Annotated in this window: 12 protein-coding genes; 10 read left to right on the top strand and 2 right to left on the bottom strand. The window is 54.0% G+C overall.

The features are described from left to right. Positions 1 to 13 precede the first annotated feature (13 nt). Both focA and ycaO read right to left on the bottom strand, forming a co-directional pair. Positions 14 to 871 carry a formate transporter FocA gene (gene focA, locus ACOTW6_RS07005; RefSeq protein ID WP_017384832.1) on the bottom strand — a complete coding sequence of 286 codons (858 nt, stop codon included), beginning with the start codon at positions 869 to 871 and terminating at the stop codon, positions 14 to 16. A gap of 406 nt (positions 872 to 1,277) precedes the next feature. Then, on the bottom strand, positions 1,278 to 3,038 hold the full coding sequence (gene ycaO / locus ACOTW6_RS07000) for a 30S ribosomal protein S12 methylthiotransferase accessory factor YcaO (protein WP_162268476.1): 1,761 nt from the start codon (positions 3,036 to 3,038) through the stop codon (positions 1,278 to 1,280). A gap of 127 nt (positions 3,039 to 3,165) precedes the next feature. Here ycaO and ACOTW6_RS06995 point away from each other — a divergent pair, with 127 nt between their 5' ends. The 10 genes from ACOTW6_RS06995 to ACOTW6_RS06950 all read left to right on the top strand — a co-directional run bounded on the left by ACOTW6_RS06995 (position 3,166) and on the right by ACOTW6_RS06950 (position 16,082). Then, on the top strand, positions 3,166 to 3,858 hold the full coding sequence (locus tag ACOTW6_RS06995) for a DUF421 domain-containing protein (protein WP_121479141.1): 693 nt from the start codon (positions 3,166 to 3,168) through the stop codon (positions 3,856 to 3,858). Positions 3,859 to 4,020: 162 nt separating this feature from the next. Continuing rightward, positions 4,021 to 5,109: a 3-phosphoserine/phosphohydroxythreonine transaminase gene (serC, locus tag ACOTW6_RS06990; RefSeq protein ID WP_017384829.1), complete on the top strand. Its 1,089-nt coding sequence runs from the start codon at positions 4,021 to 4,023 to the stop codon at positions 5,107 to 5,109. 68 nt (positions 5,110 to 5,177) lie between these two features. Continuing rightward, the gene (aroA, locus tag ACOTW6_RS06985) at positions 5,178 to 6,461 is read left to right on the top strand and encodes a 3-phosphoshikimate 1-carboxyvinyltransferase (protein ID WP_121479140.1); all 1,284 of its coding nucleotides are present in this window, start codon (positions 5,178 to 5,180) and stop codon (positions 6,459 to 6,461) included. Between the two features lie 185 nt (positions 6,462 to 6,646). Continuing rightward, the gene (gene cmk / locus ACOTW6_RS06980; protein WP_015570968.1) at positions 6,647 to 7,330 is read left to right on the top strand and encodes a (d)CMP kinase; all 684 of its coding nucleotides are present in this window, start codon (positions 6,647 to 6,649) and stop codon (positions 7,328 to 7,330) included. Positions 7,331 to 7,441: 111 nt separating this feature from the next. Further along, positions 7,442 to 9,115 carry a 30S ribosomal protein S1 gene (rpsA, locus tag ACOTW6_RS06975; RefSeq protein WP_003858235.1) on the top strand — a complete coding sequence of 558 codons (1,674 nt, stop codon included), beginning with the start codon at positions 7,442 to 7,444 and terminating at the stop codon, positions 9,113 to 9,115. 170 nt (positions 9,116 to 9,285) lie between these two features. Then, complete coding sequence (gene ihfB, locus ACOTW6_RS06970; RefSeq protein WP_003858233.1) at positions 9,286 to 9,573, top strand: integration host factor subunit beta; 288 nt, start codon at positions 9,286 to 9,288, stop codon at positions 9,571 to 9,573. Between the two features lie 212 nt (positions 9,574 to 9,785). After that, positions 9,786 to 12,050: a ComEC family protein gene (locus ACOTW6_RS06965; protein WP_213788590.1), complete on the top strand. Its 2,265-nt coding sequence runs from the start codon at positions 9,786 to 9,788 to the stop codon at positions 12,048 to 12,050. 36 nt (positions 12,051 to 12,086) lie between these two features. Then, a complete protein-coding gene (msbA, locus tag ACOTW6_RS06960) occupies positions 12,087 to 13,835 on the top strand; it encodes a lipid A ABC transporter ATP-binding protein/permease MsbA (protein ID WP_003858227.1) in 1,749 nt (582 codons plus the stop codon). Beyond that, positions 13,832 to 14,809 (top strand): tetraacyldisaccharide 4'-kinase, encoded by a 978-nt coding sequence (gene lpxK / locus ACOTW6_RS06955; protein WP_213788591.1) that lies wholly within the window; start codon positions 13,832 to 13,834, stop codon positions 14,807 to 14,809. Before msbA ends, lpxK begins: the two co-directional genes overlap by 4 nt. Before the next feature lie 43 nt (positions 14,810 to 14,852). After that, positions 14,853 to 16,082: a winged helix-turn-helix domain-containing protein gene (locus tag ACOTW6_RS06950; RefSeq protein ID WP_213788592.1), complete on the top strand. Its 1,230-nt coding sequence runs from the start codon at positions 14,853 to 14,855 to the stop codon at positions 16,080 to 16,082. The last annotated feature ends 39 nt before the right edge of the window (positions 16,083 to 16,121 follow it).

Genomic DNA, 16,121 nt, shown 5'->3' with positions numbered 1-16,121 from the left:
CCTGAGACAACCATTAATGATGATCGCCGCCACGCAGGTAAATGACCCAGTATGTCAACCCAACTAACAGACCCCCACCGATAATGTTCCCGATAGTGACGGGGATCAGGTTATCAGTAATAAAGTTCATAATAGTCAGGTGTGAAAAACTTTCCGGGGTTGAACCTACAGCAGTCCAGAACTCCGGGCTTGCAAAGTTGCGGATAACAATCCCCATCGGGATCATGAACATATTCGCAATACTGTGCTCAAAGCCGCTGGCAACAAACATCGCAACCGGCAGAACCATAATCATGGCTTTATCCATCAGGCTACGACCAGAGTAGCTCATCCAGACCGCCAGGCAGACCATCAGGTTTGCGAGGATGCCGAGAGCAACGGCTTCGATAAATGTATGGTGCATTTTGTGGTCGGCGGTTTGCAGGACGTTAAGCCCCCAGCCGCCGTTGGCGGTCATGTACTCGCCAGAAAGCCACATCAACAGAACAAAGAGCAGACAGCCAATCAGGTTGCCAACGTAAACGTTGAGCCAGTTGCGCCCCAGTTGACCCCAGGTAATTCTTCCGCTGGCTTTTGCCACCACAATCAGCACCGTTGAGGTGAAGAGGTCGGCGCCGCAGATGACGCAGAGAATCAGGCCCAGTGAGAAGCAAATACCACCAATCAGTTTCGCTATGCCGAAAGGCATCCCGGCTGTGCCGGTGGTGGCTGTGATATAGAAGACGAAAGCGATGGAGATGAACACCCCAGCCGTAATGGCCAGAAAGAACGTCGTCATCGGATGTTTCGTGGCTTTGTAGACACCCGCTTCTTCGGCAACTTTCGCCATCGCAGCGGGGAGTAATAGATCAAAAGGGTTGTCAGCTTTCACACTAACTCTCTCTTTATTAAGTCGGCGACGAGATACTAACAAAGCATTATAGAAGAGAAATTGATATAGATCATATCTCGCCTGGCTTATAGGCCCGCAGTGTGTATGGTTTTACAGCAAAAGCGGAGTAAGTATTTGATTATCCGTATAAAAATAAATTTTAAAAGTTATGAAAAGAGTTGAATTTTTTCCTTCAGCCTCCCGTGGAACAGTTAATTAAAATGGAGTATTTATTATAATTAGTAACAGTAAAGCTCAGGTAAGCGTTTTTATATTTACCCGTGGTTAACTTAATTATTACAATTAAACGTCATTGCGAAAAAATAAAAAAAAAGGGGCAATGAAATTGCCCCGTAATATAGCTCAGGCGATTGAATACGCCTACAGCCATTAATGTTATATGCGCTTATTTTGACCAGTAAGCGGCTTTTGCCTTCTGCAATTTTTCATACGCATTGAGCAGTGACTGATGCGCCGGGAAGGCTTTCAGATCGCTGTCAACCGCTTGCAGGCCGTAGAACGGCTCTTCACCGCTCAGCGCCGCGCTGGCAGCTTCAACGGCATCCGCACCGTACATACGTACAAAGGCGTTCAGATACTGCAATGGCTCGCGGTCGTCTTCCTGAGAGAGCAGGAGCAGCGTTTGCAGGCAACGGTAATAGTTAGTGCGCTCGGCGGAGAAGACAGACTGGTTAAACTCCATCGTCCACTCGGTCCAGGCCAAAGCCTGATCCAGATCGCCGCCCGCCAGCGCCAGCATCGCTTTCAGCTCGCCGATGCGCAGGGTGTACCAGCCGTTATCTTTCCCGGTCGCCAGACCCAGCAGTTCGCGTACGCGGGTGAAATCATCGTGTCCTTCTTCGTCCAGCTGGGCGATCAGGTTCAGATAATCTTCTTTATCCCACTCGCTGCCTGGCAGGGCCAGCAGGGTTTCACGCAGATGTGCGCCCATGCTGTTGTTCGCCAGCCATAAATCTTCTGCCGGATAAATGTCCGACATACCTGGCACAATAATACGGCACGCGTAAACGCCGAGGTGTTCATAGTCGGCAATGTAAACTTCCTGATCTTCCGCCTTGAAGATCGCCATCAGGGTGGCGAACTCTTCTTCCGTCGTACCGGCAAAGCTCCAGTCCACGAACGGATAGTCCGCGTCCTGTTTGAACATATCCCAGGAGATCAAACCGCTGGAGTCGATGAAGTGTGTTTCGAGGTTGGTGTGCTCGGCGACTTCTTCGTCATCAAAAGTTGGCGGAGTAAAGACATCGAGATCTTTCAGGCTACGACCTTGCAGCAGTTCGGTCACGGTACGCTCCAGCGCCACGCCGAAGTCCGGGTGCGCGCCGAAGGAGGCGAAGCAGGTGCCATTTGCCGGGTTGAACAGTACCACGCAGATAACCGGATATTTGCCGCCCAGAGAGCCGTCATAAGCAAAGATTGGGAAACCTTCTGCCTCCAGTTTGGCGATGGATTCCACCACGCCAGGGTAGCGCGCCAGCACGTCAGCCGGGATCTCCGGCAGGCTGATGGATTCAGCAATAATGCGGTTTTTGATGTGACGCTCGAAAACTTCAGACAGCCCCTGCACGCGCGCTTCGTTGCGGGTGTTACCGGCAGACATGCCGTTAGACACATACAGGTTGCCGACGATGTTCATCGGAATATAAACGGTCTGCTCGTCAGACTGACGGGTGAACGGCAGGGCGCAGATCCCACGATCCTCATTGCCGGATTGCAGGTCGATCAACATGCTGCCAGTCAGTTCGTTTTCCGGATCGTAGAACGCGCGCAGGCGGGCATCGAGAATGCCTTCCGGCAGTTCATCGTTTTCGGTCAACGGGAACCATTTTTCGTTCGGGTAGTGAACGAACGGACCGTTGGCAATGGTTTCGCCCAGCCAGAAGTCGGCGAAGAAGTAGTTGGTGGACAGACGTTCAAAATACTCACCCAGCGCAGAGGCCAGCGCCGCTTTTTTGGTCGCGCCTTTGCCGTTGGTAAAGCACAGCGCACAGTCTTTGTCGCGAATATGCACGGACCAGACGTGAGGCACCGGATTCAGCCAGGAGGCTTCTTCGATATTAAAGCCCAGGTCGGTCAGTTTCTGCTGGAAGCGAGCGATGGAATCTTCCAGAGCGGCGTCTTTGCCGGGGATAAACGTTTGAGTCATGGCGTTCACTTTTATCGTACGTAAAGCGCGCAATGATACGGGTTTTGCGTGACGGGTGCTATCTCCGGCGAAAATAAATGGCTGGGCTATGCTTATAAGCAGTAACCTACTGTTAAGGCATAGAAAAATGAAAGCATTTGATCTCCAGCGGATGGCGTTTGATAAAGTACCTCCTGAGTTTTTAGGCGAAGTGGCGCTGCGCAGCCTGTACACCTTTGTACTGGTTTTCCTGTTTCTGAAAATCACCGGACGTCGCGGCGTGCGGCAGATGTCGCTGTTTGAAGTGCTGATCATCCTGACGCTGGGGTCGGCGGCAGGGGACGTTGCCTTTTATGATGATGTGCCGATGGTGCCGGTCTTTATCGTCTTCGTGACGCTTGCGCTGCTGTACCGGCTGGTCATGTGGCTGATGTCGAAGAGCGAAAAGCTGGAAGACCTGCTTGAAGGGAAGCCGGTGATCATTGTTGAAGACGGACAGCTGGCCTGGGAGAATGTGCAAAGCGCCAATATGACGGAGTTTGAGTTCTTTATGGAGCTTCGCATAAGCAGCGTTGAACAGCTGGGGCAGGTGCGTCTGGCGATTATGGAAACGAACGGACAAATCAGCGTCTATTACTATCCCGACGATGAGGTGAAGCCCGGCCTGTGCATCCTGCCGGATATGCTCATCGAGCGATACAAAACTGTACCTGAAGCGGGCGAGTATGCCTGCATAAAATGTAGTCATGTGGTGGTTATGCAGGCGGGCGATCATCAATTATGCCCCCGCTGTACGAATCCAGAATGGACGAAGGTTAGCCGGGCTAAACGCATCACCTGACAGCGATTTTGTCGGTTTTGTGACAACGGTACGGCAGATTGTATTGTGTGACGAGGGGCACATTTCTTCGGCCGTCAGTTTTAGACATTGCGGCGCGTGTCACTGAATGATAAAACCGATATCCACAGTTATAACTTATGGCTTTTAGCGTGGTGAGGGGAAATGGCTCAAGTCTTTAATTTCAGTTCAGGTCCGGCAATGTTACCGGCAGACGTGCTCAAACAGGCTCAACAGGAGCTGTGTGACTGGAACGGTCTGGGTACGTCGGTGATGGAAGTCAGCCACCGGGGTAAAGCGTTTATTCAGGTGGCGGAAGAGGCAGAAAAGGATTTTCGCGATCTGCTGAACATTCCCTCGAACTACAAAGTATTGTTCTGTCACGGCGGTGGACGCGGCCAGTTTGCGGGTATTCCGCTCAATCTGCTGGGCGACAAAACCACCGCTGATTACGTTGATGCCGGCTACTGGGCGGCCAGTGCGGTAAAAGAAGCGCACAAATATTGCACGCCGAATGTCATCGATGCCAAAGTGACCGTTGACGGTCTGCGCGCCGTGAAGCCGATGAGCGAGTGGCAGCTTTCTGATAACGCCGCATATCTTCACTACTGCCCGAACGAAACCATCGACGGTATTGCCATTCACGAAGAGCCAGACTTTGGCGAAAATGTCATTGTGACGGCGGACCTCTCTTCAACCATTCTGTCCACCCCGCTGGATGTCAGCCGCTACGGTGTCATCTACGCGGGTGCCCAGAAAAACATCGGTCCTGCGGGTCTGACTATCGTTATCGTGCGTGAAGACCTGCTGGGGAAAGCCCATAAGTCTTGCCCGTCAATTCTTGATTACACCGTCCTGAACGACAACGATTCCATGTTCAACACCCCGCCAACGTTTGCCTGGTATCTCTCCGGCCTGGTCTTCAAATGGCTTAAGCAGAAAGGCGGCGTGGCGCAGATGGATAAGATCAATCAGCAAAAAGCTGAACTGCTGTACGGCGTGATCGACAAGAGCGATTTCTACCGTAACGATGTTGCCAAAACTAACCGTTCGCGCATGAACGTGCCGTTCCAGCTGGCGGACAGCAACCTGGATAACGTGTTCCTGGAAGAGTCCTTCGCGGCGGGTCTGCATGCGCTGAAAGGTCACCGTGTGGTAGGCGGGATGCGCGCCTCCATCTATAACGCCATGCCGCTGGAAGGCGTTAAAGCCCTGACTGATTTCATGATCGACTTCGAACGTCGTCACGGTTAATTGGCTGTTTTTCACCCCCGCAGCGTTCCTGCGGGGTTTTTATTATGTTGAGTTGAGAGTTAAGTTTCATGGAATCCCTGACGTTACAACCTATCGCGCGGGTAGATGGCACCATTAATCTGCCTGGTTCAAAAAGTGTCTCGAACCGCGCTCTGCTGCTGGCAGCTCTGGCAAACGGCACCACCGTCCTCACTAATCTGCTGGACAGCGATGACGTGCGCCATATGCTCAATGCACTGAAAGCGTTGGGCGTTCAGTATGCGCTGTCTGACGATCGTACCCGTTGTGAAGTCACCGGTAACGGCGGCGCGTTACATTCTGCTGAAGCGCTGGAGCTTTTCCTGGGTAACGCCGGTACCGCGATGCGTCCTCTGGCCGCTGCGCTGTGCCTCGGGAGTAACGATATTGTGCTGACCGGTGAGCCGCGAATGAAAGAGCGTCCGATCGGCCATCTGGTGGATGCCCTGCGTCAGGGCGGCGCGCAGATTGATTATCTTGAGCAGGAAAATTACCCGCCCCTGCGTCTGCGCGGGGGATTCACTGGCGGGAATGTTGAGGTTGACGGTAGCGTTTCCAGCCAGTTCCTGACCGCGCTGCTGATGACCGCACCGCTGGCACCACAGGACACCGTCATCAGCATTAAAGGCGACCTGGTTTCTAAGCCGTACATTGATATCACCCTGCACCTGATGAACACCTTTGGCGTTGAGGTGGAAAACCAGTCTTATCAGCGTTTCGTGGTGCGCGGAGCGCAGCAGTACCAGTCCCCGGGCCACTACCTGGTTGAAGGCGATGCTTCATCCGCCTCCTATTTCCTTGCCGCAGGCGCGATTAAAGGCGGTACGGTAAAAGTGACGGGCATTGGCCGCAACAGCGTGCAGGGCGATATCCGTTTTGCTGACGTGCTGGAAAAAATGGGCGCGGTGGTGACCTGGGGCGATGACTTCATCTCCTGCACCCACGGTGAGCTGAACGCCATCGATATGGATATGAACCATATTCCGGATGCGGCGATGACCATTGCCACCGCTGCGCTGTTTGCGAAAGGCACCACCACGCTGCGAAACATTTACAACTGGCGTGTGAAAGAGACGGACCGCCTGTTCGCGATGGCAACCGAGCTGCGTAAAGTAGGGGCGGAGGTAGAAGAGGGCGAAGACTACATTCGCGTCACGCCGCCGGCAAAACTGCAATTTGCAGAAATTGGCACCTACAACGATCACCGCATGGCGATGTGTTTCTCGCTGGTGGCGTTGTCAGATACGCCAGTCACTATCCTTGATCCGAAGTGTACGGCGAAAACCTTCCCGGACTACTTCGAACAGCTGGCGCGCATTAGCACCTTTGCCTGATTATCGTATGCCGCATCACCTGATGCGGCATTTCCTTACGCTTTCTGACACTCATCCTCTTTCATTTCTTCTACACTCTGCTTCAATCATTCCGTAATTTGCACGCAAAGGTAACAGTTGCGCACGTTGGCGCGTATAATGCGCGGCGTTCATGTAAACGGTATGCCTTAATTAAGGAGAAAAAGATGACGGCAATTGCCCCGGTAATCACCATTGATGGGCCAAGTGGCGCAGGGAAAGGTACTCTGTGCAAAGCGATGGCGGAAGCATTGCAATGGCATCTTTTAGATTCGGGAGCAATCTATCGCGTGCTGGCGCTGGCTGCGCTGCATCATCATGTGGATGTTGCGTCTGAAGAAGCGCTGGTACCGCTGGCTGCGCATCTGGATGTGCGTTTTGTCTCGACCGATGGCAACCTTGAAGTGATCCTGGAAGGGGAAGATGTCAGCGGTGAAATCCGTACCCAGGAAGTGGCCAATGCGGCCTCTCAGGTGGCGGCTTTCCCACGCGTTCGTGAAGCGCTGTTACGCCGCCAGCGCGGTTTCCGTGAAGCGCCGGGGCTGATCGCCGACGGCCGCGACATGGGAACCGTGGTATTCCCTGATGCGCCAGTGAAAATTTTCCTTGACGCCTCTTCAGAAGAACGTGCTCAACGCCGCATGCTTCAGTTGCAGGAAAAGGGGTTTAGTGTTAACTTTGATCGCCTTTTATCTGAGATAAAAGAGCGCGATGACCGCGATCGTAACCGCGCCGTCGCTCCACTTGTTCCCGCGCAAGACGCATTAGTGCTGGATTCAACCAGTTTAACTATTGAGCAAGTGATTGAAAAAGCGCTACAATATGCGCGCCAAAAACTGGCACTCGCGTAATCGCGACCGATTTAGCAGTACCCCCGCTGCAAGGGATTGACGGCGGGTATGTGAAACAACCCCATCCGGCACGGAGCCAGGTGGACGTTAATATTAACCTGAAGATTAAACATGACTGAATCTTTTGCTCAACTGTTTGAAGAATCCTTAAAAGAAATCGAAACCCGTCCGGGTTCCATCGTTCGTGGCGTTGTTGTTGCTATCGACAAAGACGTTGTACTGGTTGACGCCGGTCTGAAATCTGAGTCTGCCATCCCGGCTGAGCAGTTCAAAAACGCCCAGGGCGAGCTGGAAATCCAGGTAGGTGACGAAGTTGACGTTGCTCTGGACGCAGTAGAAGACGGCTTCGGCGAAACCCTGCTGTCTCGTGAGAAAGCTAAACGTCACGAAGCATGGATCACGCTGGAAAAAGCTTACGAAGAAGCTGAAACTGTGGTCGGTGTTATCAACGGCAAAGTTAAAGGTGGCTTCACTGTTGAGCTGAATGGTATTCGTGCGTTCCTGCCAGGTTCTCTGGTAGACGTTCGTCCAGTCCGTGACACCCTGCACCTCGAAGGCAAAGAGCTTGAGTTCAAAGTAATCAAGCTGGACCAGAAGCGTAACAACGTTGTTGTTTCCCGTCGTGCCGTTATCGAATCCGAAAACAGCGCAGAACGCGATCAGCTGCTGGAAAACCTGCAGGAAGGCATGGAAGTCAAAGGTATCGTTAAGAACCTCACTGACTACGGCGCATTCGTTGACCTGGGCGGCGTTGATGGCCTGCTGCACATCACCGACATGGCGTGGAAACGCGTTAAGCACCCAAGCGAAATCGTGAACGTGGGCGACGAAATCACTGTTAAAGTGCTGAAGTTCGACCGCGAGCGTACTCGTGTATCCCTCGGCCTGAAACAGCTGGGCGAAGATCCATGGGTAGCTATCGCTAAGCGTTACCCAGAAGGTACTAAACTGACTGGTCGCGTTACCAACCTGACTGACTACGGCTGCTTCGTTGAAATCGAAGAAGGCGTTGAAGGTCTGGTGCACGTTTCCGAAATGGACTGGACCAACAAAAACATCCACCCATCCAAAGTTGTTAACGTTGGTGATGTAGTGGAAGTGATGGTTCTGGATATCGACGAAGAACGTCGTCGTATCTCCCTGGGCCTGAAGCAGTGCAAAAACAACCCATGGCAGCAGTTCGCGGAAACCCACAACAAGGGCGACCGTGTTGAAGGTAAAATCAAGTCTATCACTGACTTCGGTATCTTCATCGGCCTGGACGGCGGCATCGATGGCCTGGTTCACCTGTCTGACATCTCCTGGAACGTTGCAGGCGAAGAAGCAGTTCGTGAATACAAAAAAGGCGACGAAATCGCAGCAGTTGTTCTGCAAGTTGACGCAGAGCGTGAGCGTATCTCCCTGGGCGTTAAACAGCTCGCAGAAGATCCGTTCAACAACTGGGTTGCACTGAACAAGAAAGGCGCAATCGTAAACGGTAAAGTGACTGCTGTTGACGCTAAAGGCGCAACCGTAGAACTGGCTGACGGCGTTGAAGGTTACCTGCGCGCTTCCGAAGCTTCACGTGACCGCGTTGAAGATGCAACTCTGGTTCTGAGCGTTGGTGACGACGTTGAAGCTAAGTTCACCGGTGTTGACCGTAAGAACCGTGCAATCAGCCTGTCTGTTCGTGCTAAAGACGAAGCTGATGAGAAAGATGCAATCGCAACTGTGAACAAACAGGAAGATGCAAACTTCTCTAACAACGCAATGGCTGAAGCTTTCAAAGCAGCTAAAGGCGAGTAAGTTCAGGTTCGCACCATCATTTGAGCTGTAACGCATTTACAGCGCGAAGGATGGAGAGCAGACTTGACAGATTGCAGGATTCGTCCTGTAATCAATAACAAAGGGCGGCTACGGCCGCCCTTGTTTAATAAGCTGTTCAGCTAATGGGTTTGAAAGGAACCGGAGGAATCATGACCAAGTCAGAATTGATTGAAAGACTTGCCAGTCAGCAACCGCATATCCCTGCTAAGGCTGTGGAAGATGCCGTTAAAGAGATGCTGGAGCATATGGCTACCACTCTTGCCCAGGGCGAGCGCATTGAAATCCGCGGTTTCGGTAGTTTTTCTCTGCACTATCGTGCACCACGTACCGGGCGTAACCCGAAGACTGGCGATAAAGTGGAGCTGGAAGGAAAGTATGTTCCGCACTTTAAGCCGGGTAAAGAACTGCGCGATCGCGCCAATATTTACGGTAACTGAGTTTAATCATTAGGGTTAAACTGAGTTTAAAGGAAGCACCTTAGGGTGCTTTTTTTGTATCCCGCCCCTGCATTTCTGAATACGCGCCGCATATTCATTTCCTCTTTGCTGTAAACACTTAAAAACGTTGCAGCGCCCGCTGTAAATCACGCCTTTTCTGTCTGACGACGCATCAGTCCCGCCGCATAATCGCCTGAAACATGGAGGTGAAGATGGGGATCCACGTCATCAGTATGTGCGCCATTCTGGCCATAATCCCGCTCTATTGGTTACCCGATTTGCCAGATTTGCATGTTGTCTGGTTGCTGATTGCCGCAGGAATTGCGTTATCCGTACAGCAGAGAAAATGGCTCAGGTTTTCAGGTCTCGCATTGCTTTTTATGTGCTGGGGGATCCTGGCCGCTCAGGAAAGCGTATGGCCGATGAACCATTTAACGCAAGCACCGCAGCAGGCCGAGGTGGTCATTACCGCAACGGACGGCGCAACGATGCATCAGGGAAAGATTGTCAGCCTCAATGGAGAACGCGTGTGGGCTGCCATGGGCGTGGCGCTGTATGGCAACTATCTGCCGCAAAACGTCTGCGTGGGTCAACGCTGGGCAATGACCCTGCGGCTCAGGGCGGTACACGGAGAACTCAACGATGGCGGCTATGATTCACAGAAAAATGCCTTTGCCCGACACCAGACGCTGAGTGGACGGTTTACCCATGCGGCGCTCGTTGATGAAGGCTGTAGTCTGCGTGCGCAATACCTGACATCACTACAGAATACGCTTTCCGCATATCAGTGGGGACCTGTGATCCTGGGGCTGGGAATGGGGGAGCGGCTGTCGGTCTCGCGGGAGATAAAAAACCTGATGCGTGAGACCGGAACGATGCATCTGATGGCAATCTCGGGATTACATATTGCGCTGGCCGCTTCTGTCATCTGGTTTCTGGCGCGGGGCATTCAGTTCTTCCTGCCGGGCCGCTGGATTATCTGGCAAATCCCCTTGCTGGCAGGGCTGATTTTTGCCGCGTTTTACGCATGGCTAACGGGCTTGCAGCCGCCCGCGCTGCGCACGGTTATCGCGCTTGTGGTACTGGCTGCATTAAAAATGAGCGGTCGCCAGTGGTCGCCCTGGCAGGTATGGCTTACCTGCGTGGCGGCGATCCTGGTTTTCGACCCACTGGCGATACTGTCACAAAGCCTGGCGTTGTCAGCGTTTGCGGTCGCCGCGCTTATTTTTTGGTATCAGTGGTTGCCTCTCCCGCACTGGCAACGTGGCCGGTGCCTGCGGCCGCTGGTTACGCTGTTGTATTTGCAGGTCGGTATGCTGCTGCTTCTGTTGCCGCTTCAGGTGCTGATTTTCCATGGTTTCAGTCTCTCCTCGCTGGTGGCGAATCTGTTTGCCGTTCCTCTGGTCACGTTTATCTCAGTTCCGCTGATCCTGCTCGGCATGTTTCTGCATCTGTTTCCGGTCGCTGCGCTGGAAAGTATCGTCTGGCTGGCTGCTGATAAATCTCTGGCAGGGCTTTTCTGGCTATTAAAGCATTTACCGAATGGCTGGCAGGACGTTGATGAACGCTGGCAATACCTGACGTTACTGCCGTGGCTGCTGATCATTGGCTGGCGATTCAGGGCCTTCAGCGCAGCGCCCGCAGTCTGTCTGGCAGGCAGCGTGGTGCTGGCCTTTCCCCTCTGGCACAGGGTTAAAACAGACAGCTGGTCCCTGCATATGCTGGATGTAGGGCAGGGGCTGGCGATGGTCATTGAGCGTCACGGCAAGGCCATTCTGTATGACACCGGGCTGGCATGGCCCGGTGGGGACAGTGCGCAGCAGCTGATTATCCCCTGGCTACGCTGGCATCATCTGAGACCGGAAGGGGTGATCCTGAGCCATGAACATCTCGACCACGCGGGGGGACTGGCATCGCTAAAAGCTGCCTGGCCCGCAATGTGGATCAGGAGCCCCTTATCCTGGTCCGGACATCTTCCGTGCTTTCGAGGACAGCGATGGCAGTGGCAGGGTTTAACGTTCTCCGTGCACTGGCCACCCGAAAACACCTCGGCGAAAGGTAACAATCGCTCCTGCGTGGTAAAAATCGATGACGGCGAACAGAGCGTTTTACTGACCGGAGACATTGAAGCGCAGGCAGAACTGGCAATGCTAAGCCACCGCTGGCGTCAGCTTGCGTCTACACTGATTCAGGTGCCGCATCATGGAAGTGACACGTCATCTTCAACACCGTTGCTACAGCGCGTGGAGGGGCAGGTTTCGCTGGCCTCGATGGCCCGCTATAACGCGTGGCGTTTCCCTTCCATTAAAGTGGTCCGGCGCTATCGAACGGAGGGGTATCTCTGGCTTGATACCCCGCAGTCCGGGCAGATATCTGTGACGTTTTCGCACCATAGTCGGCAAATTCGCCGCTTACGTGAACACTATTTACCGCGTTGGTATCATCAGTGGTTTGGCGCGCCCGTAGATAACGGGTAGAATATGCGGCTATTTCAACAAATGCTGGTTTTTTGAATGCATAACGACAAAGATCTCTCCACGTGGCAAACGTTCCGCCGGCTCTGGCCGATGATTGCTCCTTTCAAAGCAGGCTTGATCGTGGCGGGCGTAGCGTTAATCCTCAACGCAGCCAGCGATACGTTTATGTTATCGCTTCTCAAACCGTTACTGGATGACGGTTTCGGTAAAACGGATCGTTCAGTGCTGCTATGGATGCCGCTGGTGGTTATTGGGCTGATGATCTTACGCGGAATCTCCAGCTATGTATCCAGCTACTGCATCTCCTGGGTATCCGGTAAAGTGGTGATGACCATGCGCCGTCGGTTATTCAGCCATATGATGGGGATGCCAGTCTCATTCTTTGACAAACAGTCAACCGGTACCCTGCTGTCGCGTATTACCTACGATTCAGAGCAGGTGGCCTCGTCCTCTTCCAGCGCACTGATTACCGTTGTGCGTGAAGGCGCATCCATCATCGGCCTGTTCGCGATGATGTTCTATTACAGCTGGCAACTGTCGCTGATCCTTATTGTGCTGGCGCCGATTGTCTCCATCGCGATCCGCGTGGTATCAAAGCGTTTTCGCAACATCAGTAAAAATATGCAGAATACGATGGGGCAGGTGACGACCAGCGCCGAGCAGATGCTGAAAGGCCATAAGGAAGTGTTGATTTTCGGCGGTCAGGAAGTCGAAACCAAACGCTTTGACAAGGTCAGCAACAGAATGCGCCTGCAAGGGATGAAAATGGTATCGGCCTCGTCGATTTCCGATCCGATCATTCAGCTGATTGCCTCTCTGGCCCTGGCCTTCGTCCTGTATGCCGCCAGTTTCCCGAGCGTCATGGAAACCCTGACTGCGGGTACCATTACCGTGGTGTTCTCATCCATGATTGCGCTGATGCGTCCGCTGAAATCGCTGACTAACGTCAACGCCCAGTTCCAGCGCGGGATGGCAGCCTGTCAGACGCTGTTCAGCATCCTCGATTCCGAACAGGAAAAGGATGAAGGTACACGCGTGATCGAGCGCGCTAAAGGCGACCTGGAATTCCGTAACGTCACCTTTACCTATCCAGGCCGTGAAGTGCCGGCGCTGCGTGATATCAGCCTGTCCATCCCGGCGGGTAAAACCGTTGCGCTGGTCGGTCGTTCCGGTTCGGGCAAGTCGACCATTGCCAGCCTGATTACCCGTTTCTACGATATCGACCAGGGCGAGATCCTGCTTGATGGTCACGACCTGCGGGAATATACCCTCCAGTCGCTGCGTAACCAGGTCGCGCTGGTCTCGCAGAACGTGCATCTGTTCAACGATACGGTGGCGAACAACATTGCGTATGCCCGTACCGAAGAGTACAGCCGTGAAGAGATTGAGAATGCGGCGCGTATGGCCTATGCGATGGACTTCATTAACAAAATGGATAACGGTCTGGATACGATCATTGGCGAAAACGGGGTGCTGCTCTCCGGTGGTCAGCGTCAGCGTATCGCGATTGCCCGTGCGCTGCTGCGCAACAGCCCGATTCTGATCCTCGATGAAGCAACGTCCGCACTGGATACGGAATCTGAACGCGCTATCCAGTCGGCTCTGGATGAATTACAGAAAAACCGTACCTCGCTGGTTATCGCGCACCGTCTGTCGACCATCGAACAGGCTGACGAAATCGTGGTGGTGGAAGATGGCGTGATCGTTGAACGCGGCAGCCATGCGGACCTGCTGGAACAGCGTGGTGTTTACGCGCAGCTTCATAAAATGCAGTTCGGTCAATGATTGCACGCATCTGGTCGGGGGAATCCCCTCTGTGGGTGCTGCTTCTCCCGCTCTCCTGGCTGTATGGCCTGGTGAGCGGTGCTATTCGTCTGCTTTACCGCCTCGGGATCAAGCGCGCCTGGCGTGCACCGGTACCGGTGGTGGTGGTCGGCAACCTGACGGCGGGTGGAAACGGCAAAACTCCGGTGGTGATTTGGCTGGTAGAACAGCTCCATAAACGCGGTATCCGCCCGGGAGTTGTCTCACGCGGTTACGGTGGTAAAGCGGCGCAGTATCCACTGGTGCTGAGCCCTGATACAACAACCGCTGAAGCCGGTGATGAGCCGGTACTGATTTACCAGCGTACCGGCGCGCCGGTTGCGGTATCGCCGGTGCGCAGTGATGCCGTAAAGGCACTGCTTGCGGAGCATGACGTACAAATCATTATTACCGATGATGGTTTGCAGCATTACGCGCTGGCGCGTGACAAAGAGATCGTGGTCATTGACGGCGTGCGGCGTTTTGGCAACGGCTGGTGGCTGCCAGCCGGTCCAATGCGTGAGCGTGCATCGCGCCTGAAGAGCGTCGATGCCGTGATTGTGAACGGGGGTGAAGCCAGAGCGGGCGAAATCCCGATGCATCTTCGTCCCGGACAGGCCGTGAATATGCTGACCGGTGAGCGTAAAGACGTCGCGCAACTGGAACATCTGGTGGCGATGGCCGGTATAGGTCATCCGCCGCGTTTCTTTGCAACGCTGGAGCAGTGCGGCGCGCGGCTGGAAAAACGAGTACCGCTGGCCGATCACCAGGCGTTAGTTGCCGAAGAGGTTGAAAGGCTGGCAGCGCCGGGCCAGACGCTGATCATGACGGAAAAAGACGCGGTAAAATGCCGGGCCTTTGCGAAAGAAAACTGGTGGTATCTGCCGGTTGACGCTGAACTCAGCGGCGAAAAGCCGGAACATTTGCTCAAGGAACTGCTCGCGTTAGTGCAGTAACTTCTACGCGGTTCCGGTGGCGCTTTGACTGACAGGAAAACGCATGTCTCTACCGCAACTCTCACTTGCAGCCGCACGAAACTTGCATCTTGCCGCCCAGGGGCTTCTGAAAAAGCCCCGCCGCCGCGCGCAGCCAGCTGATATCCTCTCTACCGTGCAACGCATGTCGTTGCTGCAAATCGACACCATTAACATCGTGGCGCGTAGCCCGTATCTGGTCCTGTTTAGCCGCCTGGGAAACTATCCTCCGCACTGGCTGGATAATGCGCTAAGTCAGGGCGAACTGATGGAATACTGGGCGCATGAAGCCTGTTTTCTCCCGCGCAGCGATTTTGCCCTGGTGCGTCACCGCATGCTCGCCCCGGACAAAATGGGCTGGAAATACCGTCAGGAGTGGATGGTGGAACACGCGGATGAAATAGAGCAACTGATTGCCTATATTCAGGAAAACGGTCCGGTACGCTCTGCGGATTTTGAACACCCGCGAAAAGGCGCAAGCGGATGGTGGGAGTGGAAACCGCACAAACGCCATCTTGAAGGGCTGTTTACGTCGGGCAAAGTGATGGTGGTCGAGCGTCGCAACTTTCAGCGCGTTTATGACCTCACGCACCGCGTTATGCCTCACTGGGACGATACGCGTGACCTGCTGTCTCAGGACGCAGCCGAAGCCATCATGCTCGGGAACAGCGCCCGCAGCCTTGGCATCTTCCGACCACAGTGGCTGGCGGATTATTATCGTCTGCGTCAGCCGCAGCTAGAACCACTGCTCGAAACGTGGCAGCGCGAACAGCGCGTCATGCCGGTCTCGGTAGAGTCGTTAGGTGAAATGTGGTTGCATGCGGATTTGTTCCCTCTGCTGGCGCAGGCGCAGGAGGGCAAGCTCCAGGCGACCCACAGTGCCGTGCTGTCGCCGTTCGACCCCGTTGTCTGGGACAGAAAGCGGGCCGGGCAGCTGTTTAATTTCAGCTACCGTCTGGAATGCTACACCCCGGCGCCCAGGCGGCAATATGGTTATTTTGTTTTGCCGTTGCTGCACAAAGGGCAGCTTGTCGGGCGCATGGACGCTAAAATGCACCGTAAAACCGGCATGCTTGAAATTATCGCGCTCTGGCTGGAAGAGGGCATAAAGGTGACGGCTGGCCTGGAAAAAGGGTTAACGACTGCGCTCAGTGAATTTGCGCGCTGGCAGGGGGCGCATGAAATTGTACTCGGTCGCGTGCCTGCGGGGCTGTTTACGACCTGTCGAGATGGCTGGGAAACAGGCACTCCCTGAAAAGGGAATGTGATAAGCTTTAGCGATTACCCATACGGA

Origin of the sequence: Enterobacter cloacae complex sp. IR5403, assembly GCF_049238705.1 — a bacterium.
Lineage (GTDB): Bacteria > Pseudomonadota > Gammaproteobacteria > Enterobacterales > Enterobacteriaceae > Enterobacter > Enterobacter hormaechei_C.
This window is presented reverse-complemented; position numbering and strand designations above follow the sequence as displayed.